Genomic DNA, 20,761 nt, shown 5'->3' on the forward strand with positions numbered 1-20,761 from the left:
TTTAAACCACTGCTATTTGGAGATTCCTTAACATAGAAACCATATTATCGCTTCCCGAAAGAGAAAAACATGCCATCCTGAAACCAGGATCACTTTGTCTCTAAAAAATCACTGCTCCGAGGGTTATTGGTTCTGAAAACTTTATTTTTGCGATAAACTAAGAACAATGAATGTTATTGATGCGCTGGAATGGCGATACGCCACTAAAAAATTCGATCCCGATAAAGAATTGAGCCCTGAGAAGATCGATATTCTGAAAAAGGCCTTCAATCTTACAGCGACCTCTTATGGCCTGCAACCAATAAAGCTATTAGTGATCAAGGATCGCGAGGTACGCACGAAGTTGCGTTCTCATTCCTGGAATCAGGCTCAGGTTTCCGATGCTTCACACTTGTTGGTGTTCTGTATCGAGACCGTGATCGATAAAGATTATATCGTGAACTATTTCAATCGTGTCAGAGAAATACGCGATACCCCTGAAAAGATCCTTGACCCCTTCAAGAATGCTCTCGTCAAAGATTTTGAGAAAAAATCTGATGAGGAGATCAAATCATGGGCAGCTAATCAGGCCTATCTTTGTATGGGTAACCTGCTCACCGTATGCGCCGTAGAAGGAATCGATGCCTGTCCGATGGAAGGCTTCTCAGCCGATGGCTATGATCAAGTTCTGAATCTCAGTACAAAGGGATTGCGTCCTGTATTGGTGATGCCTGTTGGTCACCGAGCTGATGATGATTTTTTTGCAGCGTTTAAAAAAGTTCGAAAAACACTGGATGAGTGTATAATCGAACTATAGATCTAAACAACACTTTATAAAACTTAAAATAAATTATGCCTGGATTTGAATTATTCGGAGATCTGGAAAGAAAAGAAGTAAATGAAGTACTTGATACCGGAGTCTTAATGCGCTACGGCTTTGATGCCATGCGAAAAGACCGGTGGAAAGCCCGCGAAATGGAAGCTGCCCTGGCAGATCGAATGCAGACAGAACACGCACAGCTGGTAAGCAGTGGCACCGCTGCACTTACCATTGCTCTGGCAAGTGCTGGGGTTGGTGCAGGTGATGAAGTGATCATGCCGTGTTTCACTTTTGTCGCTAGTTTTGAATCCATCCTTGCTCTCGGAGCCATCCCTGTACTGGTCGATATCGATGATACCCTTACACTTGATCCGGATGCCGTAGAAAAAGCCATTACCCCCAATACCAAAGTGATCATGCCGGTTCATATGTGTGGTTCAATGGCAGACCTGAATGCATTGCGTATGATCTGTGACAAACACGGACTGCTTTTATTAGAAGATGCATGTCAGGCGATTGGCGGAAGTTATAAGGGGAAACCTCTGGGAAGTATCGGCGATCTGGGATGTTTTTCCTTTGATTATGTAAAAACCATCACTTGCGGAGAGGGGGGTGCGATCATCACCAATAATCCGGAATATAAAAAGAATGCCGACCACTATTCAGATCATGGTCATGATCATATTGGAAAGGACCGGGGAGCAGAAACGCATCCTTTTTTGGGTTATAATTTCAGGATCTCAGAACTGAATGCAGCGGTCGGCCTTGCTCAATTGGCCAGACTGGATGAATTCCTGGCGATACAAAAACGAAATTACACCAAGATCAGAGAAGCGATCACCGACATACCGGGAGTTACCTTCAGACGTGTTCCGGAAGGTGGAGAAGAGAATTACTCCTTCCTCAGTTTTTTCCTGGAAGATTTCGAAACGGCTAAAGCCGTACAGAAAGCGCTTGATGAATCGGGAGTAGATGGTTGCATGCACTGGTTGGATAACAACTGGCATTATATCAAGAAATGGGAACATTTGAAAAACAAAACCTCCCTTGGGAAACTGCCCCAGGAAGTAATCGAAAAGTTACCTGATTATCACCAGGCTGATTTCTCGGCCTCAGACCACTGGATGGGCAGAACACTCTCTTTATTGATCAAAATAGGTTGGTCTGAGGAGGAATTACAATCCCGAGCAGAAAAAATAAGAGCTGTCGTACAAGGAGTAATGGCATAATCTGCGAAAATTAGTACTTTAAGGGTCCGTAAAAATAATGACCCGAACAATTTCAAATACTAAGATCCCGTATTCCACAATATTATTGTGGATTATGGGATTTCTTTTTACTTCATTTCAGGCTTATGCTCAACGTCTGGAATTTCAACAAACCGACAGTACGTTAGTCTTATTGGAAAATAGTAATCCGCGTTTTACCTATCATATAAAAACTACTTCCGATTCCGGAAAATATCCAAGAACGAATTATATACATCCTTTATTCGATGAAAATGGCCTTGCAGTCACTGAGGATTTTCCGGAAGACCACCCACATCATCGCGGAATCTTCTGGACTTGGCACCAACTTTATCTGAACGATGAAAGACTGGCAGACCCTTGGTTTTGTGAAGGGATCACCTGGGAGGTTAACGTTATTGAGACAACTATTTCCGATTCCACAGCTACGTTAAAGGCCAGGGTGATCTGGACCATCGATTCTAAAAATAATATGCCTGTGATCAGGGAAGACTTAAGCATTACCTTCAAACGAATCGAAGCAGGAATCTTCTCGGTAGCTTTTGATATTCAAATACTCGCCCTGATTGAAGGAATCAGTCTTGGAGGGTCTGAAGATGCCAAAGGCTATGGTGGTTTTTCTGTTAGAATGAACCTCCCGGAAAACCCAGTCTTTACTGGAATATCAGGAAAGGTAATCCCTGAGAATCTACCGGTTGAGGCAGGTGACTGGATTGCAATCGGGCCTTTGAAAAATAACAGCCAGGATTCGGGTCTGATCATTAAAGCCTGTCCTGAAAGTATACCCGGATTTCTGGGCTGGATCCTGAGGGACAAAAACAGCATGCAAAATGCAGCCTTTCCGGGACGAGACCCCATTCTAATAAGCAAGACCATTCCGCTCGTTTTAAAGAATAAGGTCATTATTTATCAAAACACAGAACTTTCTAAAATCATTGCTTCAGGTCTACTTGACTAAATTTCAGTGCATTTTCATCCATTTATGGAATTAGTTCTTATCTTTTGGTAAGAAATCCTGTGCATGAACCGAACCTGTAAAAATTGTGGTACACTATTGAATGGCGCGTATTGCCATCATTGCGGACAGGCAGCGTCAACAAATAGATTGAATTTTAAGTATCTCCTTGAGGATATTCGAAACGGTCTCCTACAGTTCGACCATGGACTATTGTATACCCTGAAGGAACTGATACTACGACCGGGTGATTGTATCCGTAATTTTATCAAAGGCAAACGGGTTCGGTATTTCAAACCGATATCCACCTTATTATTGATAGCTACAATTTATGGGATAATGAAACATTACATTGAAACTGATCTGGGACTTGAAGTTATTGACGAAACAGGTCAGAGTATCATGACATGGATGGAAAATCATTATGCCCTTACCAATTTAATACTACTTCCCATCTCTACCTTTTGCTCCTTTGTGTTATTTAAAAAACAAGGTTATAATATGGCTGAGCATTTTGTATTAAACGCATATAGCGCTTCCTTACAACTTTGTATTCACATTTTTATACTGCCGATTCTATTTCTTTTTGGGTATCATGGTAAACCGAATTTCTTTGTAACTTATATCGTCCCAACCCTTGACCTCTTCATACTGGGATGGTGTTTCACTCAATTCTTCAATACCATTAGAATTACCAAAACGATCTTACTAATCCTATTGATGCAAATTTTGCGATACATGATATTACTCCTGTTAATAGCATTGGTCTATTTGATCCTAACATATTTAAAGCCAACACTATAAATAAGTATCAGATGCCATGCAAAGGTTAAAGTTGAAAATTGATGTAAATTTTGTTTAACTTTTTTATTTATTTGTTAAACATTTTAGTAATTTAGATTCCTTAAATTGTTGGATATTAGTTTATGTCAAAAGCAGACACATCCGTAATCATCATTGGATCAGGATTTTCATCCCTCTCAGCCGCCTGTTACCTCGCAAAAGCGGGGTATAAAGTTACCGTGCTAGAAAAACAGGGCACTACCGGGGGAAGAGCCCGTCAATTGCATAAAGACGGATTCACTTTCGATATGGGTCCTACCTTCTACTGGATGCCGGATGTATTTGAAAGTTTTTTCGCTGATTTCGATAAACGACCTTCTGACTATTACCATCTTGAAAAGCTTAATCCTGCCTATCGCGTATTCTTTGGAAAGGATGACTATCTGGACATCGCAGATGAATTTGAAAAGATTTGTGAAACCTTTGAGGCTACGGAGAAAGGCAGTAGTAAAAAACTGAATAATTTCATCAACAAGGCCAAAGAGAACTATGATATAGCGATCAGGGATCTCGTTTACAAACCAGGTGAAAATTTATTGGAACTGGTTACTCCAAAAACGATCAGCAGGTTATCAGGCTTTATTACCAGTATTAAAAAACAAGTATCAGGATATGTAACCGACTCCAGATTACGAAAAATACTGGAATTCCCCGTCTTGTTTTTAGGAGCAAAACCTGAAAACACTCCTGCTTTCTACAATTTTATGAATTATGCCGATCTTAAACTCGGCACATGGCATCCTCTTGGCGGTATGTATGAAGTGGTAAAAGGCATACAGGAACTCGCTGAAAGTTTAGGTGTTTTCTTTTATACGCATTGCGATGTTCAGGGGTTTGAATTTTCCGGCAATAAAATAACTGCAGTTAAGACTTCAGGTGGACGTTTCACTGCTGACCTGATACTGAGCGGTGCCGATTATCACTTTACCGAGACCCTATTACCTTCTCAATATCGCCAGTATTCCGAATTATACTGGGATAGCAGAACATTCGCACCTTCTGCCCTGTTATTCTATGTCGGTTTTGATAAACCTGTTGCTGAAGTAACACATCATACCTTGTTCTTCGATTCAGACTTTGACCTCCATGCCAGGGCGATCTATGATACGAAACAATGGGCGGAAGATCCATTATTCTATGCCAGTTTTCCGGGTAAGACAGACCGATCAGTTGTACCGGAAGGAAAAGAATCAGGGATATTCCTCATCCCAATTGCTCCGGGCATTGAAGATACAGAGAAGCTTCGGGAAAAATATTTCAGGATTGTGATGGAAAGACTTGAAAAGATCACAGGAATTCAGGTAAGCAAACATATCCTTTTTAAAGAATCTTTTTGTGTGAATGATTTCACCAAAGATTATAATGCCTATAAAGGCAATGCCTATGGATTAGCAAATACCCTGATGCAAACCCATATTCTCAGACCCAGATTAAAGAGTAAAAAAGTGGATAATTTATATTTCTGCGGTCAGCTTACCTTACCCGGGCCCGGAGTTCCCCCCGCTCTTATATCCGGAAAAATCGTCAGTCAACTCATCCGAAAATACCACAAACTATGAAAGCGTTATTCGATCAGACAAGTTTCAAATGCAGTAAGCTGGTAACTCATGCTTACAGCACCTCCTTTTCGTTAGGGATCAGGCTATTCTCCCCTACCATCCGACCGGAAATCTATGCGATATACGGATTTGTACGTTTTGCGGACGAAATTGTCGACACCTTTCATGACCAAAATCAGGAAGCGTTGTTAAACGAATTTGAGGAACAATACCATCAGGCGCTGGAACGACGCTTTAGTATGAATCCAATTTTAAATTCCTTTCAAAAGGTGGTACATGAGTATGAGATCTATGAATATGTGGAGGCCTTCATGAAAAGTATGCGTGCTGATCTTGACAAATCCATCTATAAATCGGTCAAAGAACTCAAAGAATATATCTACGGATCTGCCGAAGTGGTCGGATTGATGTGTTTAAAAGTATTCGTAAACAATGATATTGAGAAGTTCGAACATTTGAAACCGGCGGCGATCCGGCTTGGATCTGCGTTTCAAAAGGTCAATTTCATAAGAGACCTAAAAGATGATCTCAATGAACTCGGACGTTCTTATTTCCCGGAACTGGCAGGCAATCAACTTACCGATGCCGTTAAAAAATGTATTATTGAGGATATTGAAAAGGATTTCGAAATCGCCTATAAGGGACTCATCCAATTACCCATGGAAAGCAGGCTCGGAGTTTTCGTTGCTTATAAATATTATTACAACCTCCTGAAGAAGATAAAAGCGAGTCAGCCGGAAGTAATTCTTGAAAACCGAATACGTATTTCTAATCCGATCAAATTGTATATATTGACAAAAGCTTATATCAGACTTAAGTTCAATATAATATGATCGCCTATATTTGTAGTATCGCCCTTCAGGTCTCGACCCAGCTAACCTGCCCGAATATGCCTTTGGTTCGTGATGATTTTCACAAGATCAACAGTTTAGAGGATACTGAAAAATTTATTAAATTATATCGTTCAGAATTTTGTGACCGTTATACCATTTATATCGCCTCAGCGGTAATGAGGCAGGCCGAATATGTTAGCTGGCCGTTTACTAAACTTAAATTTTTCAAAGAAGGTAAATCTGAACTCGAAGACTATATCGAAACCCATCCGGATGATGTAGAAGCGCGCTATGCCAGATATATGATACAAAGTCACGTCCCAGAAATTCTGGGTTATCATAAAGAGATGAAAACAGACAAAGAGTTTATACTGAAAAACCTTGATAAAAGTGATATTCCAGCAGCTTATCAAGCGTTTATGAAGGAAAATATTTTAAAAATAAATCAAAAGCATTAGCATGACAGCTTTGTTATTTATACTGATCACACTAGTAACCTTCTGCCTTATGGAAGTGGTTACATGGCTTACCCATAAATATGTTATGCATGGGTTTCTGTGGATATTACATGAAGATCATCATCAACCAAGATACCAGCATACCTTTGAAAAGAATGATGCCTTTTTTGTGATCTTTGCGATACCCAGTATCCTGTTGTTCTATTTTGGAATCCGTCCCGAGCTGAACTTTATGTTCTTTATCGGCCTAGGAATCCTGTTCTATGGGGTCACCTATTTCCTGGTACATGACGTTCTGATCCATCAAAGGTTCAAATGGTTCAGGCATACCAAAAACCCTTATCTGAAAGCCTTGAGAAAAGCCCACAAAATGCATCATAAGCATCTTGGAAAAGAAGATGGAGAATGTTTCGGAATGTTGCTGGTACCTTTTAAATATTACCGACAATACCTTCAAACTACATGAAACAATACTATTACCTGCTGGTTGATCTGGCTTGCATAATCGTTCCTTTCCTTTGTAGTTTTTACCCGAAACATGCATTTTATAAGGAATGGAAAAGTTTCTTTAAAGCGAACTTCCTGGTTGCCCTTATATTTCTGATCTGGGATTATTTCTTTACGTATTGGGAAGTATGGGGATTCAACCCGGAATATCTCATCAAACTGAACATCGCAGACCTCCCACTGGAAGAGATTCTATTTTTCATTTGCATCCCTTATGCCTGTGTTTTTACCTATTTTGCAATGCAATATCTGTTTCCACTCAAAAGACCTTCAAAAACCGTAATATGGTTTAACCGGGCTCTTTATATGGTGTTTTTACTTCTTGGACTCTTCTATTTCGATAAGTGGTATACAGCTACCACTTTCCTGGGCACCTTTGCCTTCCTATTGTTTCTCGATCTGAAAAAGATCGATTTACAGCATTATTATACGAGTTATTTCCTGATTCTTCCATTCTTCTTTATGAGCAACGGACTACTGACCGGAAGTTTTATCGAACGTCCGATCGTTTGGTATAACGATGCTGAAAATCTGGGTCTAAGAATCGGAACTATTCCTGTCGAAGACACTATCTATGGATTACTTCTCATCTTTATGAATATCTACCTCTTTAATTTTTTCGGAATCAGAGCCGCTAATAAATAATTGAGCCAGCGAAGACCCAAAAAACCCTGAGCCAGCGAAGATCACTTTCACCACAGGTCACTCTAGCATTTAGAGCTAAAGGCTTTAAATAGCGACGACACTCGACACAGCCGAAGGCAGGAGTCCCGATTGCTATCGGGAGACACTCCCCCTTCGCCGAAGGCTAAAGGCGGGATCGTCACTTCTCAGTGCGCCGGCTGACGATTAGATTTAAGCATCTAATCTTACTTATTTTCAATCAAGCAAGATCAGTGTTCGCTTATTACACCAACTCATAAGCTTTTTTCACGGTTTCAAACCCATAACTGCGTTCAAGTCTTCTGATCACAAAGTGAGCCCGTGCCATTTTCTGAAAATGTTGAATAAAAACGAAATTCACCGTACCGCCACCCACCGCTCCGGCAACCGGTACCGCCTGAGCCATGAATTTCTCGGAGACCTGAACAGAAAACCGCGAGGCGATAATAGCCACCACTTTTACCAGTGGATTGGTAGATGAGATCAATAATTTACCTATTTCGCTGATTCCGTTTTTTGCTACAAAATCGGCTGCCTGCCTTATTCCAGCATTCAGAGCAAGACGCGTGGCATAATACCCCGTCTCAAGTCCGTCATCATCAGGAGATCTACCTCCTAAGGCGAAGACCTCCAGACAGGATAATTGGGTTTCCGGATCATAGATATCCTCCCCTTCACTTCGGGCTATATCGATGATACTGCGCATCATAAACTTAGTTGCGATCGTGAGGTCTGCAGCAAACGCCGCAGGACCGAATACACCGCCAAGCACACCACTCGTCGTGACCAAAGCTCTATAGGTATTATCGGATGGTTTCCGGAACTCCTGTCCTTTTTTCATGGTCTTCAAATTACTCTTGAGAACGAACATCAGCGCCTTATGAACCTGGGCATTCAACCATGCCTGTTTGGATTCCGGAAGTTTACTCAATCCGAATTCGATCGTACTGCCGATTTTATTGAGCGTTCTCATGACGCCACTGATATTTTCCATTTGATGTTTTGCTCGCGCCAGCGCAATCGTATCTTCAGTCTTCAATCCGGTATTAACTACGGGTCTTTCTAACATATTTACTTTTTATATAGAATCGGTTTAGCGATTCTTTTACTCCTGTAAATTAAGAAATGCCCGGATGATATTCAGTTAAAATTTTGTTTAAGCTTAATTTCTACTGCCACAAGATCTGGCCTGTTCCTGACCGAGACTCTGAACCAATTTATGAAAATACAGTTGCCTTAGTCTTTCAGGACGGAGGTTCACAGATTGACAATTATCATTAAAAGTGAGCCAGAGAACCCGTAAATTCGTATCACCCGATTAAACAAAGCGAAACACAATCTTAAACCGCATTCAACACTATGCACACTGATATTGAAATAGCAACAGCCGCCGACATAAAACCTATTGAAAACATCGCCCAAAAACTGGGTATTTTAAAAGATGATCTGGAGTGCTACGGCAAATACAAAGCTAAACTTCCCCTCTCGTTAACCGAGAGTAAAAAGGTGGATGAAAGCAATTTAATTTTGGTCACTGCCATCACTCCTACACCGGCAGGTGAAGGTAAAACCACCATTTCGATCGGACTCGCAGACGGATTGTCTGCACTGGGTAAAAAAACCGTGGCCGTATTACGGGAACCCTCTCTGGGACCTGTATTCGGAATTAAAGGAGGAGCGGCCGGAGGAGGCTATTCACAAGTGATTCCTATGGAAGATATAAACCTTCATTTTACGGGTGATTTCAATGCGATCGAAAAAGCGAACAATCTGCTGGCAGCACTTATCGACAATAATATTCAAAGCAAGACCAGAAATCTCGGAATCGACCCAAGAACGGTATTATGGAAGCGATGTATCGACATGAACGACCGGTCACTCCGAAACATCATCAGCAGCTTGGGGGGTAAAGGTGGAGGAATGCCAAGAGAAACCGGTTTCAATATAACCGCAGCCTCCGAGATCATGGCTATTCTTTGTATGTCTAAGGATCCTGATGATCTTAAAGAGCGTTTTGGCAACATTTATATAGGAGACACCTTTCAGGGTAAACCCGTTTATGCCCGCGATCTCAATGCTGAAGGAGCTATGGCAATTCTCATGAATGATGCGATCAAGCCAAATCTGGTTCAAACACTCGAAGGTACACCGGTGCTGATCCATGGTGGTCCTTTCGCCAACATAGCACAGGGCACCAATAGTATCATCGCTACCCGTATGGGGATGTCGCTGGCAGATTATGTAGTGACTGAAGCTGGATTTGGAGCCGATCTGGGAGCCGAAAAGTTCCTGAACATAAAAAGCCGGTATGCGGGAATATCGCCGAAAGCTGTTGTGATCGTTGCCACTATCCGTGCCTTGAAATATCACGGAGGAAAACCATTAAAGACATTAGGCGAAGAAGATGCTCAAGCAGTAACCGCAGGAATGAGCAATCTGGAAAGACATGTAGAAACGATTCAGAAATTCGGACTCCCGGTTATCGTAAGTATCAATAAATTTACAAGTGACACCACCGATGAGATCGCTGCATTGCAGGCAGGCTGTAAAAGAATGGGGGTTGAATTTTCCGTAAGTAATGGATTTGCCGAAGGTAGCAAGGGAACCCTGGAACTGGCAGAAAAGGTTAAAGATATTTGCGAAGGCTTGAAAAAGCCATTTGTACCGACCTATGATCTTGAAGACAGTATCGAAGAAAAGATCAACAAAATAGCCACTGGGATCTATGGCGCTTCCGGAGTTAATTTTACCGACAAGGCTCGACAACAATTGAAAAAATTTGAAAGCATGGGTTATGGTAATTACCCGGTTTGTATGGCTAAAACACAAAAATCATTGTCAGACAATGAGAAATTACCCGGCCGTCCTGAAAATTTCACGGTTACGATACGGGAATTCGAGATTGCAGCCGGTGCCGGATTTCTGATTCCGATTCTTGGAAATATGTTACGAATGCCCGGACTTCCTGAAACCCCTGCAGCTGAAAATATGGATATGGATAATAACGGCTCCATTACCGGATTATCCTGATAAAACAAACGCTTCCGAAACTTCAGGTGTTCGGAAGCGTTTTTAAATGCTATACATTTCGTTGCTTCCGTTTACAAAAAACCAGCATCTATCCATTCTTTGATGGTTTGCTGGTAACTACGTCCAGAGGTCAGCACCTGCTGTAAGCGATCATTCAATGTGAATCGGTATCGGCTATTGAAATAACTTTCCACTATCCGAATATGTTCCGTATTGATAATAATTGAGAAATGAATCCTTCTAAAGGCTGATGGAAGTTCCGTTTCCAACGAAACCAATGATTGTTCGATAAGGTATTCCGAACCGTTATCACAACATATAATGACATATTTCTCCTGAGCTTTAAAATGAGTTATTTCCTTAAGCTTGACAAATATTATCTAATTTCCCTTTTTAACTGCCAGCGAAGTTCGTTCAGGGGCTTTGACCACAGTGTTCTGAAGATCTTTCAATAAAGCCACCGATGCTTTGTTTTCATCAGAACCCTTTAGTTGTTGTTAACGATCCATTGTTAGTGCTAACCTTTCTTCAGAATCCGGTTTTAAAAGATAATCGATACTGTTCGTTTCAAATGCCTTAACCGCATAGTGATCGAATGCGGTGCAAAAAACGACTTCCGGCATGAATGTGAGTGAACGTAACATTTCGAATCCGTTCAACCCCGGCATTTCAATATCCAGAAAAATACAATCCGGTTTCAATGACTCGATCATCTCCCTACCTTTGTTGCCATTGGATGCCTCACCAAGAGTACGGATCAGTTTATTATGAGTTAACAACTGCCTTTGTTACCGATCTCTTGCCAGCTTCTCATCGTCGAGGATAATTGCGGTTAGTTTTTTAGTTGTGTTCATTTTTAGGAAAGCGTTGTTTCAAGGTTTTCAATTTGGATGATAATACTTTTTTCCGGATTATTTTCCCACTCAAGCCAGGCTTGTTCACCGCAGGTCAATTTCAAAATATCATGTACACTTTGTAATCCGTATCCACTTCCCAGTCCTTCGGGAAAATTCGGACCATTATCCGCAACAATGATCTGTAATCCCTGCCCGATTTCTTTTATCACAATCCTGATAAACACAGGATCAATCGATCTGGCTACCGAATGCTTAATGGCATTTTCAACTAACGGTTGTAACAGATTCCTCGGAATGGATTTCTAATTCAGATCCTTCGATGAAATGATTTCAAACTGAAAACGGTCTCCAAACCTGATCTTTTCAATTTCCAGATAATGGCGGATACTTTCCAATTCATCACTTATGGATATAACATTCGTATTTTCTCTATTCGTATTCTTACGGAAATATGACGCCAGTGACATGGCCATATGCTCTGTTTTAACCGGATCTGTTTTAGACAACGAGGTAATTGAATTTAATGAATTATATAGAAAATGAGGATTAAATCTTCCATTGATTGCGGCAAGAGACGCATTGGCATGTAAAGCTCTGCGTTCACTTAACTCGAGATCTTTTTCGTATAATCTAAACTCGGTACTTTCCCGATACCCGATAAAAACGATCCTGAACAGCACCACTGCTAACCTAATGCTCAGCATTAGAAAATCACCGGCATTAATGACTGATCCTCCAAAAAGAACTTTATAAAAAAGTAAATAACAGAATGGGAAGGCGTTTCATCATGTAAAAATATTTATTTGGATAACATGCGCAAAGTAATATTGAACACACCAGGCTTGAAAGACCTATCTGACGAACTGCAAAATGGGATGACGAAAGCTGGAACTCCTATTTAAAGCGTTTGAAACTATTACATTCTAGTTTAAGGATTCTGGCAATTCCCGGTGTCAACCTCTCTGGATACTTTGGACAACCATTGCAATTTGTGTGAAGGTATTTTAATCTTCACTATGACGAACATTAACAAGAATACACAAAATACGATGAAACTATCTCCAATCATGGAATAAATTGTCTTTGTACCTTTCATTGGTAATTGTGTTATCAAAACTTTGCTTTTAGTTTTGAAATCGCTCATTTCACTAAGTATCTTTCCCGTATAATCTACTCCTGTTGAGAGGCCTGAACCCGTTTGTCTGATCAAATTAAAGCCTTGTTCCAAAGCTCTGAATTTAGCCATATTGCTATGCAATTGTTCAATTTCCATATAATCATTACTGGGGGCCAATAATATATCAGCTCCTTTGGCTTGCTTCAAATATTGCGGGAAATCCAGATCAAAGCAAATCGCTCCGGCAATGGTTCCATATGCAGTTTCTACTTTTTGTATCCCCGTAATTTTATTGTTACTGATTGGGGCTTCTGCGCCCGGCACTGATATGCCCTTCCAATAATCCATAACCTTATTACCAGTCGGGTCAAATAAGACAAATTTGTTTTCCAGGTACTTACTATTTGTGGGATCAACCACCGCAACCCCCAAACCTAAATATATATTTTGCTTAGAAGCGATCTGACCCGCTTGTGCATACAGGCCATTCTCATCTTCTTTTAATATGATACTACTGCCTTCTGCCCATAAAACAATTTTTGCACCGGCTGCTGCTTCTGCAATACTTCTTTTAAATAAGTCCTGGTTTAACGCAGAGGACTTTCTTCTGGTTTCCATTTTTACCTGATTACTGGTTTCTGAATTTTTCAATCCCTGAACATCAATAAATATTCTCAGACTATCCAAAGCAGAAACTGAAGCTACTCGAATAGTTTTGGAATCCGGTCTTTGAAACTGAACACGATATCCTCCATAGATCAATGTTAATCCTAAAACAAAAGCATATATACATACACCCCTTCTTATCATTCCCCATGCATTTCTATACTCAAAGACCCAATTACAAACGGAAGCAAACCATGCGATCAAAAAGGTAATATACCCCATCCCAAATACAGAGACGGATTGAAGTAATAGCATTTGTGAATGCTGTGTGTATGCAACATGCCACCAACTTCCAAACGGATCGACCTGATGATACGCATATTCAATTAGGACTGCAGTCGTGGGAAAAATAAATGTACTGAGAAAAGAACTCCTGTGTTTTGGAAAAAAGGAATCGATTAAATACGGTAACGTTGTGAGTAAACTGAAAATTACGGTAATAATGATTGCCATATAAAGCGGTAAAAAGGGTGCCACATCGGTACCTGTATAGTAGCCAGTGGCGATCACCATAAATGTCAGTAAAAGCCCTTTCCATCTCGGTAATTTTCTAAATGCAAAAAGTTGCATAGCAGTGAAAATCCAAATGGCGAAAAAGATGGCGTATTGTCCATTGGAAATTATAGAGAGTAATACTAAAATCAATACATACGATAATTTTTTGATCCATGAAGTTTTCATAATAAATGGTTTTAGATGATTATGCGTGCAATATCATGGATTCCATAGATCCTATGAAGCTAAAAACATTGAACTATCGTAAAGGGAAGTTGAACTGTAACCGATTGTATCACTGGTTCATCCAAGACTTAAAATCGCTTGTCTTTGGTCTGCTAACAATAAATTCCTGATCCCTTGGTTCAGTTATTGAAAGTTTAACACGATGATTGAAATAAGGGTCAATTTTAAGTATGGCGGTTTTGGCTACGATTTGTCCTCGGTTTATTCTATAAAACTTGGATTGATCTAAGGAATTGAAAAGATCGTCTATAGATTCGTCTATTATGAAGCGCTTGTGTGCGGTAACACCAAAGGTAATACTGTCCTCAGAATAACAGTAAAGCAACGCAGAAATTCTGATCTGTATGAACCCTTTTCCCTCTTTTACCAGTAAACCTTCCCGCTTTTGAATTACTTTTAGGCTACCTAATAATTCCTTTAATACGCTGGGTTCAACGACATTCGAATTGTTCGACTTCATAAATTTGTCAAGAGCCAGGCGTAAGTCATCTTTTTGAATGGGTTTTAAGAGGTAATCAATACTATTCACTTTAAAGGCCTGAATAGCATATTGATCAAAGGCTGTGGTAAAAATAATCGGAATCTCAATCGTCGTTTTTTGAAAAATCTCAAAACTCAATCCATCGGCCAATTGAATATCCATAAACACCAGATCAGGATGAGAATGTTCTTCAAACCATATTACGGCATCTTCCACGGTATCGATGATATCCAAAAATTGAAAATCGAAATTACAGGTGTTTAGCATCCGTTGTAATTGGCTGGCTGCTCTTGGTTCGTCTTCAATAATCAATATTTGCATGGTTAATCTCTTTTATCTGATACTGTTAATAGTGGTAGCCAAACTCTAAATCGATTCCCTTCATTTTCGAATTCAATCGATTTACCGGAAATCAAGGTATAGCGTTTTTCTATATTGATAAGCCCCACCTTTGTCGATGGTAATTGTGTAGATTTTGGTTCCAGTTTATTGGCAACGACCAATTTATTATCCTGGATACTCACATTTATCAATAAGGGTTTTGCTTTGGATACCACATTGTGCTTGATAGCATTTTCGAGTAAAGGCTGAAGCGACATAGGTACAATCATGGAATCCAGTGAAGTTTCTGGAATATCCCAATTCAATTTCAGATTTTCACCAAACCGCTCTGACTGTATATGGATATAAGCCTTGGCAAATCTCAACTCCTTCATTAGCGGGATCAAATCGTCATTACCAAGCTCTAATAAAAAACGATACATTTCAGATAACTTGTCTACAAATTCCTTAGCCTCCTCCCTTGAATTTTGATCGATTAAATCACGAAGTGTATTTAAGGTATTAAAGAAAAAATGGGGTTGTGTCTGATTTTGCAATGCATCCAATTGTGCCTGTACTAAGGCTTTATTGGCTTGTTCCTCTTCCCTTACAGATTTTTTAAATCGAATATTATAGTAAATGGCTTCATAGATCGCCATTATCATGATCGTTAATAAAATGATTATCACTAATACCTCAATTTGCGATTTAAAATCAATAACGTTCACGCCCGGAATTAGCGATAGTAGTCTGGTTCCTAAAAAATTGACTGATATTACCGAACAAACTATCGCCAGGAAAAAAAAAATGATACGCTTTATATCCGCTGAAAAAGAGGGAAATTTTATCCGTAAATAAATCATGATCAATCGGTTGATGAACCAGTCTATACTCGTAAAAAATAATGCGACAATCCAATTTAAAACCATAATGGTTGCCGAAGGTGCCTCATTGATAATATTCAAAAGATAAGTGGTTACTATACTTATTACTAAAATTCCAATTATGGAAAACCAAGTATCATTAAACCCTACATATTCGAAACGTTTTTGCTTATTGAGTTGCATTTTAAATTGGTTCAAAGGTTTCCTTCCATCTCAGAATTCTGATTTGTAGAAATTTTGATTAAATATTAGACCATTGTTTGAATTATGAAATGACTTCAGGCTCAATGGTCGTTTCGAAGGGTTGAACTGTTACATTACTCAATAATTTGAACGACTCAATGAACTTTAAAGTTAAATAAATACAATTGAAGGCAGTATTAATTTTTATAAAGTTGATTTTCAAAAATTTCAAAGTCACCTTTTTAAACATAAGAAATAGTGGACGTAAAACCATTGTCAGCAAACGAAACACCATGAAATTTAAGAAATATAAGCATTAAAAACCAAGGTGACGAACAACAAAACGCTTTGACGTAAGCCTAACTATCTATACCCGGAAAAACAGATATCCTTTCGATCAGGCTAAAGGATTTGGAAAATTATCAGTTTCATCCTCATTCGGACGTTTGTGAAGACATTGAAAATCCTTTTCAACCAAAATATGCAACTCAAACTCCTCTCCCGGAATCTCTTCATTCTGAAATCCCACCTGTTCGGTAGTTGCCCATTCTTCTGCTATGCCTGGAGGTACATTTACCTGAATACGTCCCTCTTTATAGACAGCCGAAACCACCCGGGTATCGCGATCATAACGTAATTCATAGGTTAATCCATACTGTGTGATCGGATCGAATACGGTAAAATCACTTACAGAACCCTGGTCCCAAAATGTATGAACCTCACCCTGGGATAATCTCAAACGGATCGTATTTCCTTTTATTCTCAGTTTCATAGCGAAAGAATTTCCATTTACTAAATTAGTTCATTTTATGCGTATTATAAAGCAGAAATACCGGAATTCCATTGAATTCCACACCAAATCCACCCATCTTTCTTACAATCCTTTATTTCATTTATCTCAAAATCATAAATCATTCTTTACAGGAAATTTAAAATTCAATTATCCTATTCAAATAAATGCAAAATTTAGACAACTACGTAATTTTTATCCCTAAATAGTAGATTGAATTAAGTATTATTACTTATTTTTGATAAAAATTATACGTAGAAATCGTTATAATACGGTATTTTGAACCTTACCGGTATCCCGCCGGAGATGCTGAAACTTTAAAAAAATCAAAATCACAACCTATGAAAAAGGTGATCGTAATTGGAAATGGAATGGTAGGATACAAGTTTTGCGAAAAACTGGTAAGCCGTTCTGAATTTAAAGAGATCCGGCTAACGGTATTCGGAGAAGAACCCCGCCCTGCCTATGACCGTGTTCACCTCAGTGAATATTTTAATGAGACCGGGGCTGATGATCTGCAGTTGGCATCACGTAGCTGGTATGAATCACATAATATCGATCTGAAAACAACTACTATGATCAGTACGATCGACAGTATTCACAGAACGGTCACCGATCATAAAGGTAACACGTATTGCTATGATAAGCTGGTACTCGCCACTGGGTCTTACCCTTTTGTCCCTCCAATTCCCGGAGCTGACAAAAAAGGAGTTTTTGTATACCGTACCATCGAAGATCTCGATGCGATAAAATCCTACGCTCTTAAGTTAAAGGAAAATGGAAGAAGTACAGCTGCGGTTCTTGGTGGTGGTTTACTCGGACTTGAAGCGGCGAATGCAGGTAAAGAACTCGGGCTCGAAACACATGTAGTGGAATTCGCTCCCCGTCTAATGCCGAGACAGCTGGATGATAATGCAAGTTCCATGCTAGCCGATAAGATTACTGGTATGGGACTAGGAATTCATCTGAATAAGGCTACTAAACACATCGCAGGTGATGATGCCATCACAGGACTTGCTTTTGCCGATGACACTTTCCTTTCCACAGATATGCTTATCATTTCTGCAGGTATTCGTCCGAGAGACCAACTCGCCGTTTCAGCCGGATTGCTCATCGGTGAACGCGGAGGAATTACCGTAGATAATAAAATGCAAACCTCTAATCCTGATATCTATGCCATTGGCGAAGTTGCACTCTACAACAACATGGTTTACGGACTCGTAGCTCCGGGATATGAAATGGCTGAAGTTGCAGCAGACCAGATCTGCGGTGGAGACAAACGGATGTCGCCATCGATCGATATGTCGACGCAGTTAAAACTTATAGGTACCGAAGTAGCCAGCTTCGGGGATCCCTTCATCGAAAATGAAAGTGTTTCAGTGATCACTTATGAGAATAAGCAAAAAGGGATCTATAAAAGAATCAACATCAGCAAAGACGGCAGCAAACTTCTGGGTGGCATTCTCGTGGGCGATTCTTCAGATTACAACACGTTATTCCAACTTTACCTCAACGAAATGAAGCTTCCTGAAGACCCTGAAGTTCTTATTCTGGGGAGTCGGGACGGAGCAGGTTCTGCTTTAGGAAATGTACTTGATCTGCCGGAAACCGCACAGATATGTTCCTGTGAAAGTGTCAGTAAAGGAAGTATTTGCGGAGCCATTCTCGAAGGAAATTGTTGCTCGGTAAAGGATGTGATCACCAGCACAAAGGCCACCACCGGATGTGGAGGATGTAAACCTATGGTTAGCGACCTGGTCACGGAAACCCTGAAATCAATGGGGAAAACGGTCAAAGAAACCATCTGTGAACACTTCGAACTGAATCGTCAGGAATTATATGACCTCGTCAAAGTAAAAAATATACAAGACTACGACACTGCATTGAATGAATTTGGAAAAGGTCATGGATGTGAAATTTGCAAACCGGTGCTCGCCTCAATCTTTGCGAGTATTCATGCCGAAACAGCAAACCGTCAACCGGCCATTCAGGATTCCAATGATAAATTCCTGGCCAATATTCAGCGAAATGGTACTTACTCAGTTGTACCCCGGGTCCCCGGCGGTGAAATAACACCCGATAAACTTATGGTTCTGGGAGCGATCGCTAAAAAATATGACCTGTATACCAAAATTACAGGGGGGCAGCGAATCGACCTTTTCGGTGCACAATTATATGAACTTCCCCTGATCTGGAAAGAACTTATCGATGCAGGGTTTGAAAGCGGGCACGCATATGGAAAAGCACTGCGTACCGTAAAAAGTTGCGTAGGCTCTACCTGGTGTCGATATGGAATGCACGAAAGCGTAACCTTCGCCATCAACATCGAAAACCGATATCGAGGTATCCGGTCACCACATAAATTAAAAGGAGGTGTTTCCGGATGTATCCGTGAATGTGCAGAGGCAAGAGGTAAGGACTTCGGTATTATCGCTGTAGATGGCGGATGGAATCTATATGTCTGTGGAAACGGTGGTGCCAACCCTAAACACGCCATATTACTTGCAGAACAATTAGATGATGAGACCTGTATTAGATATCTAGATCGTTTTCTGATGTTCTATATCCGTACCGCTGCACCCCTGATGCGTACGGCTCCATGGCTGGAGAAGCTGGATGGAGGTATCGAATATCTGAAAGATGTAATCATCAGGGATTCCCTGGGAATTGCCGGAGAACTTGAGGAAGAAATGGAATCACTTGTAGATCGCTACACCTGTGAATGGAAACAGGCGATCGAAGATCCGGAAATAGCAAAACGATTCCGACACTTTATCAACGCGGAAGATCCCGATGAAAATATAAGCTACGTGCCGTTACGCGATCAAAAAATGCCTAAACCCTGGTAAAATCAATCATCATGCAGGAACTTTTAAAAAAATACAACAGCGTCAAGACCTTCGAAGTGAAGAACTGGTTCAGGGCAGGTACCATCGATCAATTCCCAAGTGATAGTGGAGCCTGCGTTAAATATAATGACAAGCAAATCGCGGTCTTTAATTTTACCCGAACCAATACCTGGTACGCATGTCAGAATCTTTGTCCGCACAGACTCGAAATGGTTCTTTCCAGAGGAATGACCGGCGATCTGAATGATATTCCAAAAATCGCTTGTCCGCTTCACAAAAAGACGTTTTCACTTATTGATGGTAAAAGTCTCGGTGGGGATGACCTAAGTATTAGTGTGTATCCGGTTAAAATTGAGGATGAAAATGTGTATATTGGCTTTACAGACTAATATAACATGACATCTTTCGAAAAAGCGATCAGTAAAATTGACGAATACAATGCTCAGGACCCCCATAAGGAGGTTTGGAGTGGAATTTCTTATCCAAAGGAGGTACTCTATGCCGAACGTATGACGCAAAAATTATCGGAGTTTAATCCAAATGCATCAGAAGCTTTACGCCTGGCAGCCCGTGCTCAGCATATTGGCAGATGGGAAATCCCACGGGAAGAATATCCCGATAACCGCTCCGGATATTTACGCTGGAGAGAGGCATTGAAAAAATTCCATGCAAATACCACTGAAGCGATATTGCAAAGTGCGGGATATGAACCTGATTTTATCGCTAGGGTGACCACTCTGATTCGTAAAAAAGGACTGAAGAACGATCCTGGCGTACAAACACTTGAGGATGTGATCTGCCTGGTGTTTCTTGAATTCTACTTTGAAGATTTCGCGGGTAAACATCCGGAAGATAAAATAGTCGATATCATTCAAAAAACCTGGAATAAAATGTCTGAAGATGGAAGAAACGCGGCTTTGTCCCTTCCCTTGTCTGAATCAAGTCTACACCTAATCCAAAAAGCTATCGGCTAAACAA

The 20,761-nt window shown here is 40.3% G+C and carries 22 protein-coding genes; 13 read left to right on the forward strand and 9 right to left on the reverse strand.

Features of this window, described 5'->3' with window-relative positions; genetic code table 11:
- Positions 1–166 precede the first annotated feature (166 nt).
- From DMZ48_RS14515 to DMZ48_RS14555, 9 genes are all read left to right on the forward strand, one after another.
- A complete protein-coding gene (locus DMZ48_RS14515; RefSeq protein WP_143955882.1) occupies positions 167–796 on the forward strand; it encodes an NAD(P)H-dependent oxidoreductase in 630 nt (209 codons plus the stop codon).
- 35 nt (positions 797–831) lie between these two features.
- Positions 832–2,028 carry a DegT/DnrJ/EryC1/StrS family aminotransferase gene (locus tag DMZ48_RS14520; RefSeq protein WP_143955883.1) on the forward strand — a complete coding sequence of 399 codons (1,197 nt, stop codon included), beginning with the start codon at positions 832–834 and terminating at the stop codon, positions 2,026–2,028.
- 37 nt (positions 2,029–2,065) lie between these two features.
- A complete protein-coding gene (locus tag DMZ48_RS14525) occupies positions 2,066–3,004 on the forward strand; it encodes a DUF6807 family protein (protein ID WP_143955884.1) in 939 nt (312 codons plus the stop codon).
- Between the two features lie 63 nt (positions 3,005–3,067).
- Positions 3,068–3,805, forward strand: a complete 738-nt coding sequence (locus DMZ48_RS14530) for a DUF3667 domain-containing protein (RefSeq protein WP_143955885.1) — start codon at positions 3,068–3,070, stop codon at positions 3,803–3,805.
- A gap of 122 nt (positions 3,806–3,927) precedes the next feature.
- The gene (locus DMZ48_RS14535; RefSeq protein ID WP_143955886.1) at positions 3,928–5,403 is read left to right on the forward strand and encodes a phytoene desaturase family protein; all 1,476 of its coding nucleotides are present in this window, start codon (positions 3,928–3,930) and stop codon (positions 5,401–5,403) included.
- Positions 5,400–6,236: a phytoene/squalene synthase family protein gene (locus DMZ48_RS14540; RefSeq protein ID WP_143955887.1), complete on the forward strand. Its 837-nt coding sequence runs from the start codon at positions 5,400–5,402 to the stop codon at positions 6,234–6,236. The genes DMZ48_RS14535 and DMZ48_RS14540 overlap by 4 nt, the downstream gene beginning before the upstream one ends.
- Positions 6,233–6,694, forward strand: a complete 462-nt coding sequence (locus DMZ48_RS14545; protein WP_143955888.1) for a hypothetical protein — start codon at positions 6,233–6,235, stop codon at positions 6,692–6,694. The genes DMZ48_RS14540 and DMZ48_RS14545 overlap by 4 nt, the downstream gene beginning before the upstream one ends.
- Before the next feature lies 1 nt (position 6,695).
- The gene (locus DMZ48_RS14550) at positions 6,696–7,160 is read left to right on the forward strand and encodes a sterol desaturase family protein (RefSeq protein WP_143955889.1); all 465 of its coding nucleotides are present in this window, start codon (positions 6,696–6,698) and stop codon (positions 7,158–7,160) included.
- Entirely contained in the window at positions 7,157–7,846 is a 690-nt protein-coding gene (locus DMZ48_RS14555; protein WP_143955890.1) for a lycopene cyclase domain-containing protein, read from the forward strand. The genes DMZ48_RS14550 and DMZ48_RS14555 overlap by 4 nt, the downstream gene beginning before the upstream one ends.
- Before the next feature lie 262 nt (positions 7,847–8,108).
- Here DMZ48_RS14555 and DMZ48_RS14560 read toward each other — a convergent pair whose 3' ends face one another.
- Complete coding sequence (locus DMZ48_RS14560) at positions 8,109–8,933, reverse strand: EcsC family protein (protein WP_143955891.1); 825 nt, start codon at positions 8,931–8,933, stop codon at positions 8,109–8,111.
- Positions 8,934–9,223: 290 nt separating this feature from the next.
- Here DMZ48_RS14560 and DMZ48_RS14565 point away from each other — a divergent pair, with 290 nt between their 5' ends.
- On the forward strand, positions 9,224–10,894 hold the full coding sequence (locus DMZ48_RS14565; RefSeq protein ID WP_143955892.1) for a formate--tetrahydrofolate ligase: 1,671 nt from the start codon (positions 9,224–9,226) through the stop codon (positions 10,892–10,894).
- 71 nt (positions 10,895–10,965) lie between these two features.
- Here DMZ48_RS14565 and DMZ48_RS18925 read toward each other — a convergent pair whose 3' ends face one another.
- The 8 genes from DMZ48_RS18925 to DMZ48_RS14605 all read right to left on the reverse strand — a co-directional run bounded on the left by DMZ48_RS18925 (position 10,966) and on the right by DMZ48_RS14605 (position 16,916).
- Positions 10,966–11,274 (reverse strand): LytTR family DNA-binding domain-containing protein, encoded by a 309-nt coding sequence (locus DMZ48_RS18925; protein WP_143955952.1) that lies wholly within the window; start codon positions 11,272–11,274, stop codon positions 10,966–10,968.
- Positions 11,275–11,391: 117 nt separating this feature from the next.
- Entirely contained in the window at positions 11,392–11,673 is a 282-nt protein-coding gene (locus tag DMZ48_RS14575) for a LytR/AlgR family response regulator transcription factor (RefSeq protein ID WP_143955893.1), read from the reverse strand.
- Positions 11,674–11,750: 77 nt separating this feature from the next.
- On the reverse strand, positions 11,751–12,047 hold the full coding sequence (locus DMZ48_RS14580) for a sensor histidine kinase (RefSeq protein ID WP_338420312.1): 297 nt from the start codon (positions 12,045–12,047) through the stop codon (positions 11,751–11,753).
- Between the two features lie 6 nt (positions 12,048–12,053).
- Positions 12,054–12,455: a histidine kinase gene (locus DMZ48_RS14585; RefSeq protein WP_143955895.1), complete on the reverse strand. Its 402-nt coding sequence runs from the start codon at positions 12,453–12,455 to the stop codon at positions 12,054–12,056.
- Between the two features lie 224 nt (positions 12,456–12,679).
- Positions 12,680–14,215: a nitrilase-related carbon-nitrogen hydrolase gene (locus DMZ48_RS14590; protein ID WP_143955896.1), complete on the reverse strand. Its 1,536-nt coding sequence runs from the start codon at positions 14,213–14,215 to the stop codon at positions 12,680–12,682.
- A gap of 109 nt (positions 14,216–14,324) precedes the next feature.
- On the reverse strand, positions 14,325–15,077 hold the full coding sequence (locus DMZ48_RS14595) for a LytR/AlgR family response regulator transcription factor (RefSeq protein ID WP_143955897.1): 753 nt from the start codon (positions 15,075–15,077) through the stop codon (positions 14,325–14,327).
- Positions 15,078–15,079: 2 nt separating this feature from the next.
- Positions 15,080–15,766, reverse strand: coding sequence for a sensor histidine kinase (locus tag DMZ48_RS18815; RefSeq protein WP_242009221.1), 687 nt, complete (start codon positions 15,764–15,766; stop codon positions 15,080–15,082).
- Positions 15,767–16,541: 775 nt separating this feature from the next.
- On the reverse strand, positions 16,542–16,916 hold the full coding sequence (locus DMZ48_RS14605) for a DUF7009 family protein (RefSeq protein ID WP_143955899.1): 375 nt from the start codon (positions 16,914–16,916) through the stop codon (positions 16,542–16,544).
- A 359-nt stretch (positions 16,917–17,275) separates the two neighbouring features.
- On the opposite strand from DMZ48_RS14605, the gene nirB reads away from it, so the two are divergent.
- Genes nirB through DMZ48_RS14620 form a run of 3 tightly spaced genes read left to right on the forward strand, consistent with a single transcriptional unit; the run spans position 17,276 to position 20,757 of the window.
- Positions 17,276–19,783, forward strand: coding sequence for a nitrite reductase large subunit NirB (gene nirB, locus DMZ48_RS14610; protein ID WP_143955900.1), 2,508 nt, complete (start codon positions 17,276–17,278; stop codon positions 19,781–19,783).
- An 11-nt stretch (positions 19,784–19,794) separates the two neighbouring features.
- Positions 19,795–20,172: a nitrite reductase small subunit NirD gene (gene nirD, locus DMZ48_RS14615; RefSeq protein WP_143955901.1), complete on the forward strand. Its 378-nt coding sequence runs from the start codon at positions 19,795–19,797 to the stop codon at positions 20,170–20,172.
- 6 nt (positions 20,173–20,178) lie between these two features.
- Complete coding sequence (locus DMZ48_RS14620) at positions 20,179–20,757, forward strand: DUF4202 domain-containing protein (protein ID WP_143955902.1); 579 nt, start codon at positions 20,179–20,181, stop codon at positions 20,755–20,757.
- The last annotated feature ends 4 nt before the right edge of the window (positions 20,758–20,761 follow it).

The organism is Robertkochia solimangrovi (assembly GCF_007279655.1).
GTDB classification, from domain to species: Bacteria; Bacteroidota; Bacteroidia; order Flavobacteriales; family Flavobacteriaceae; genus Robertkochia; species Robertkochia solimangrovi.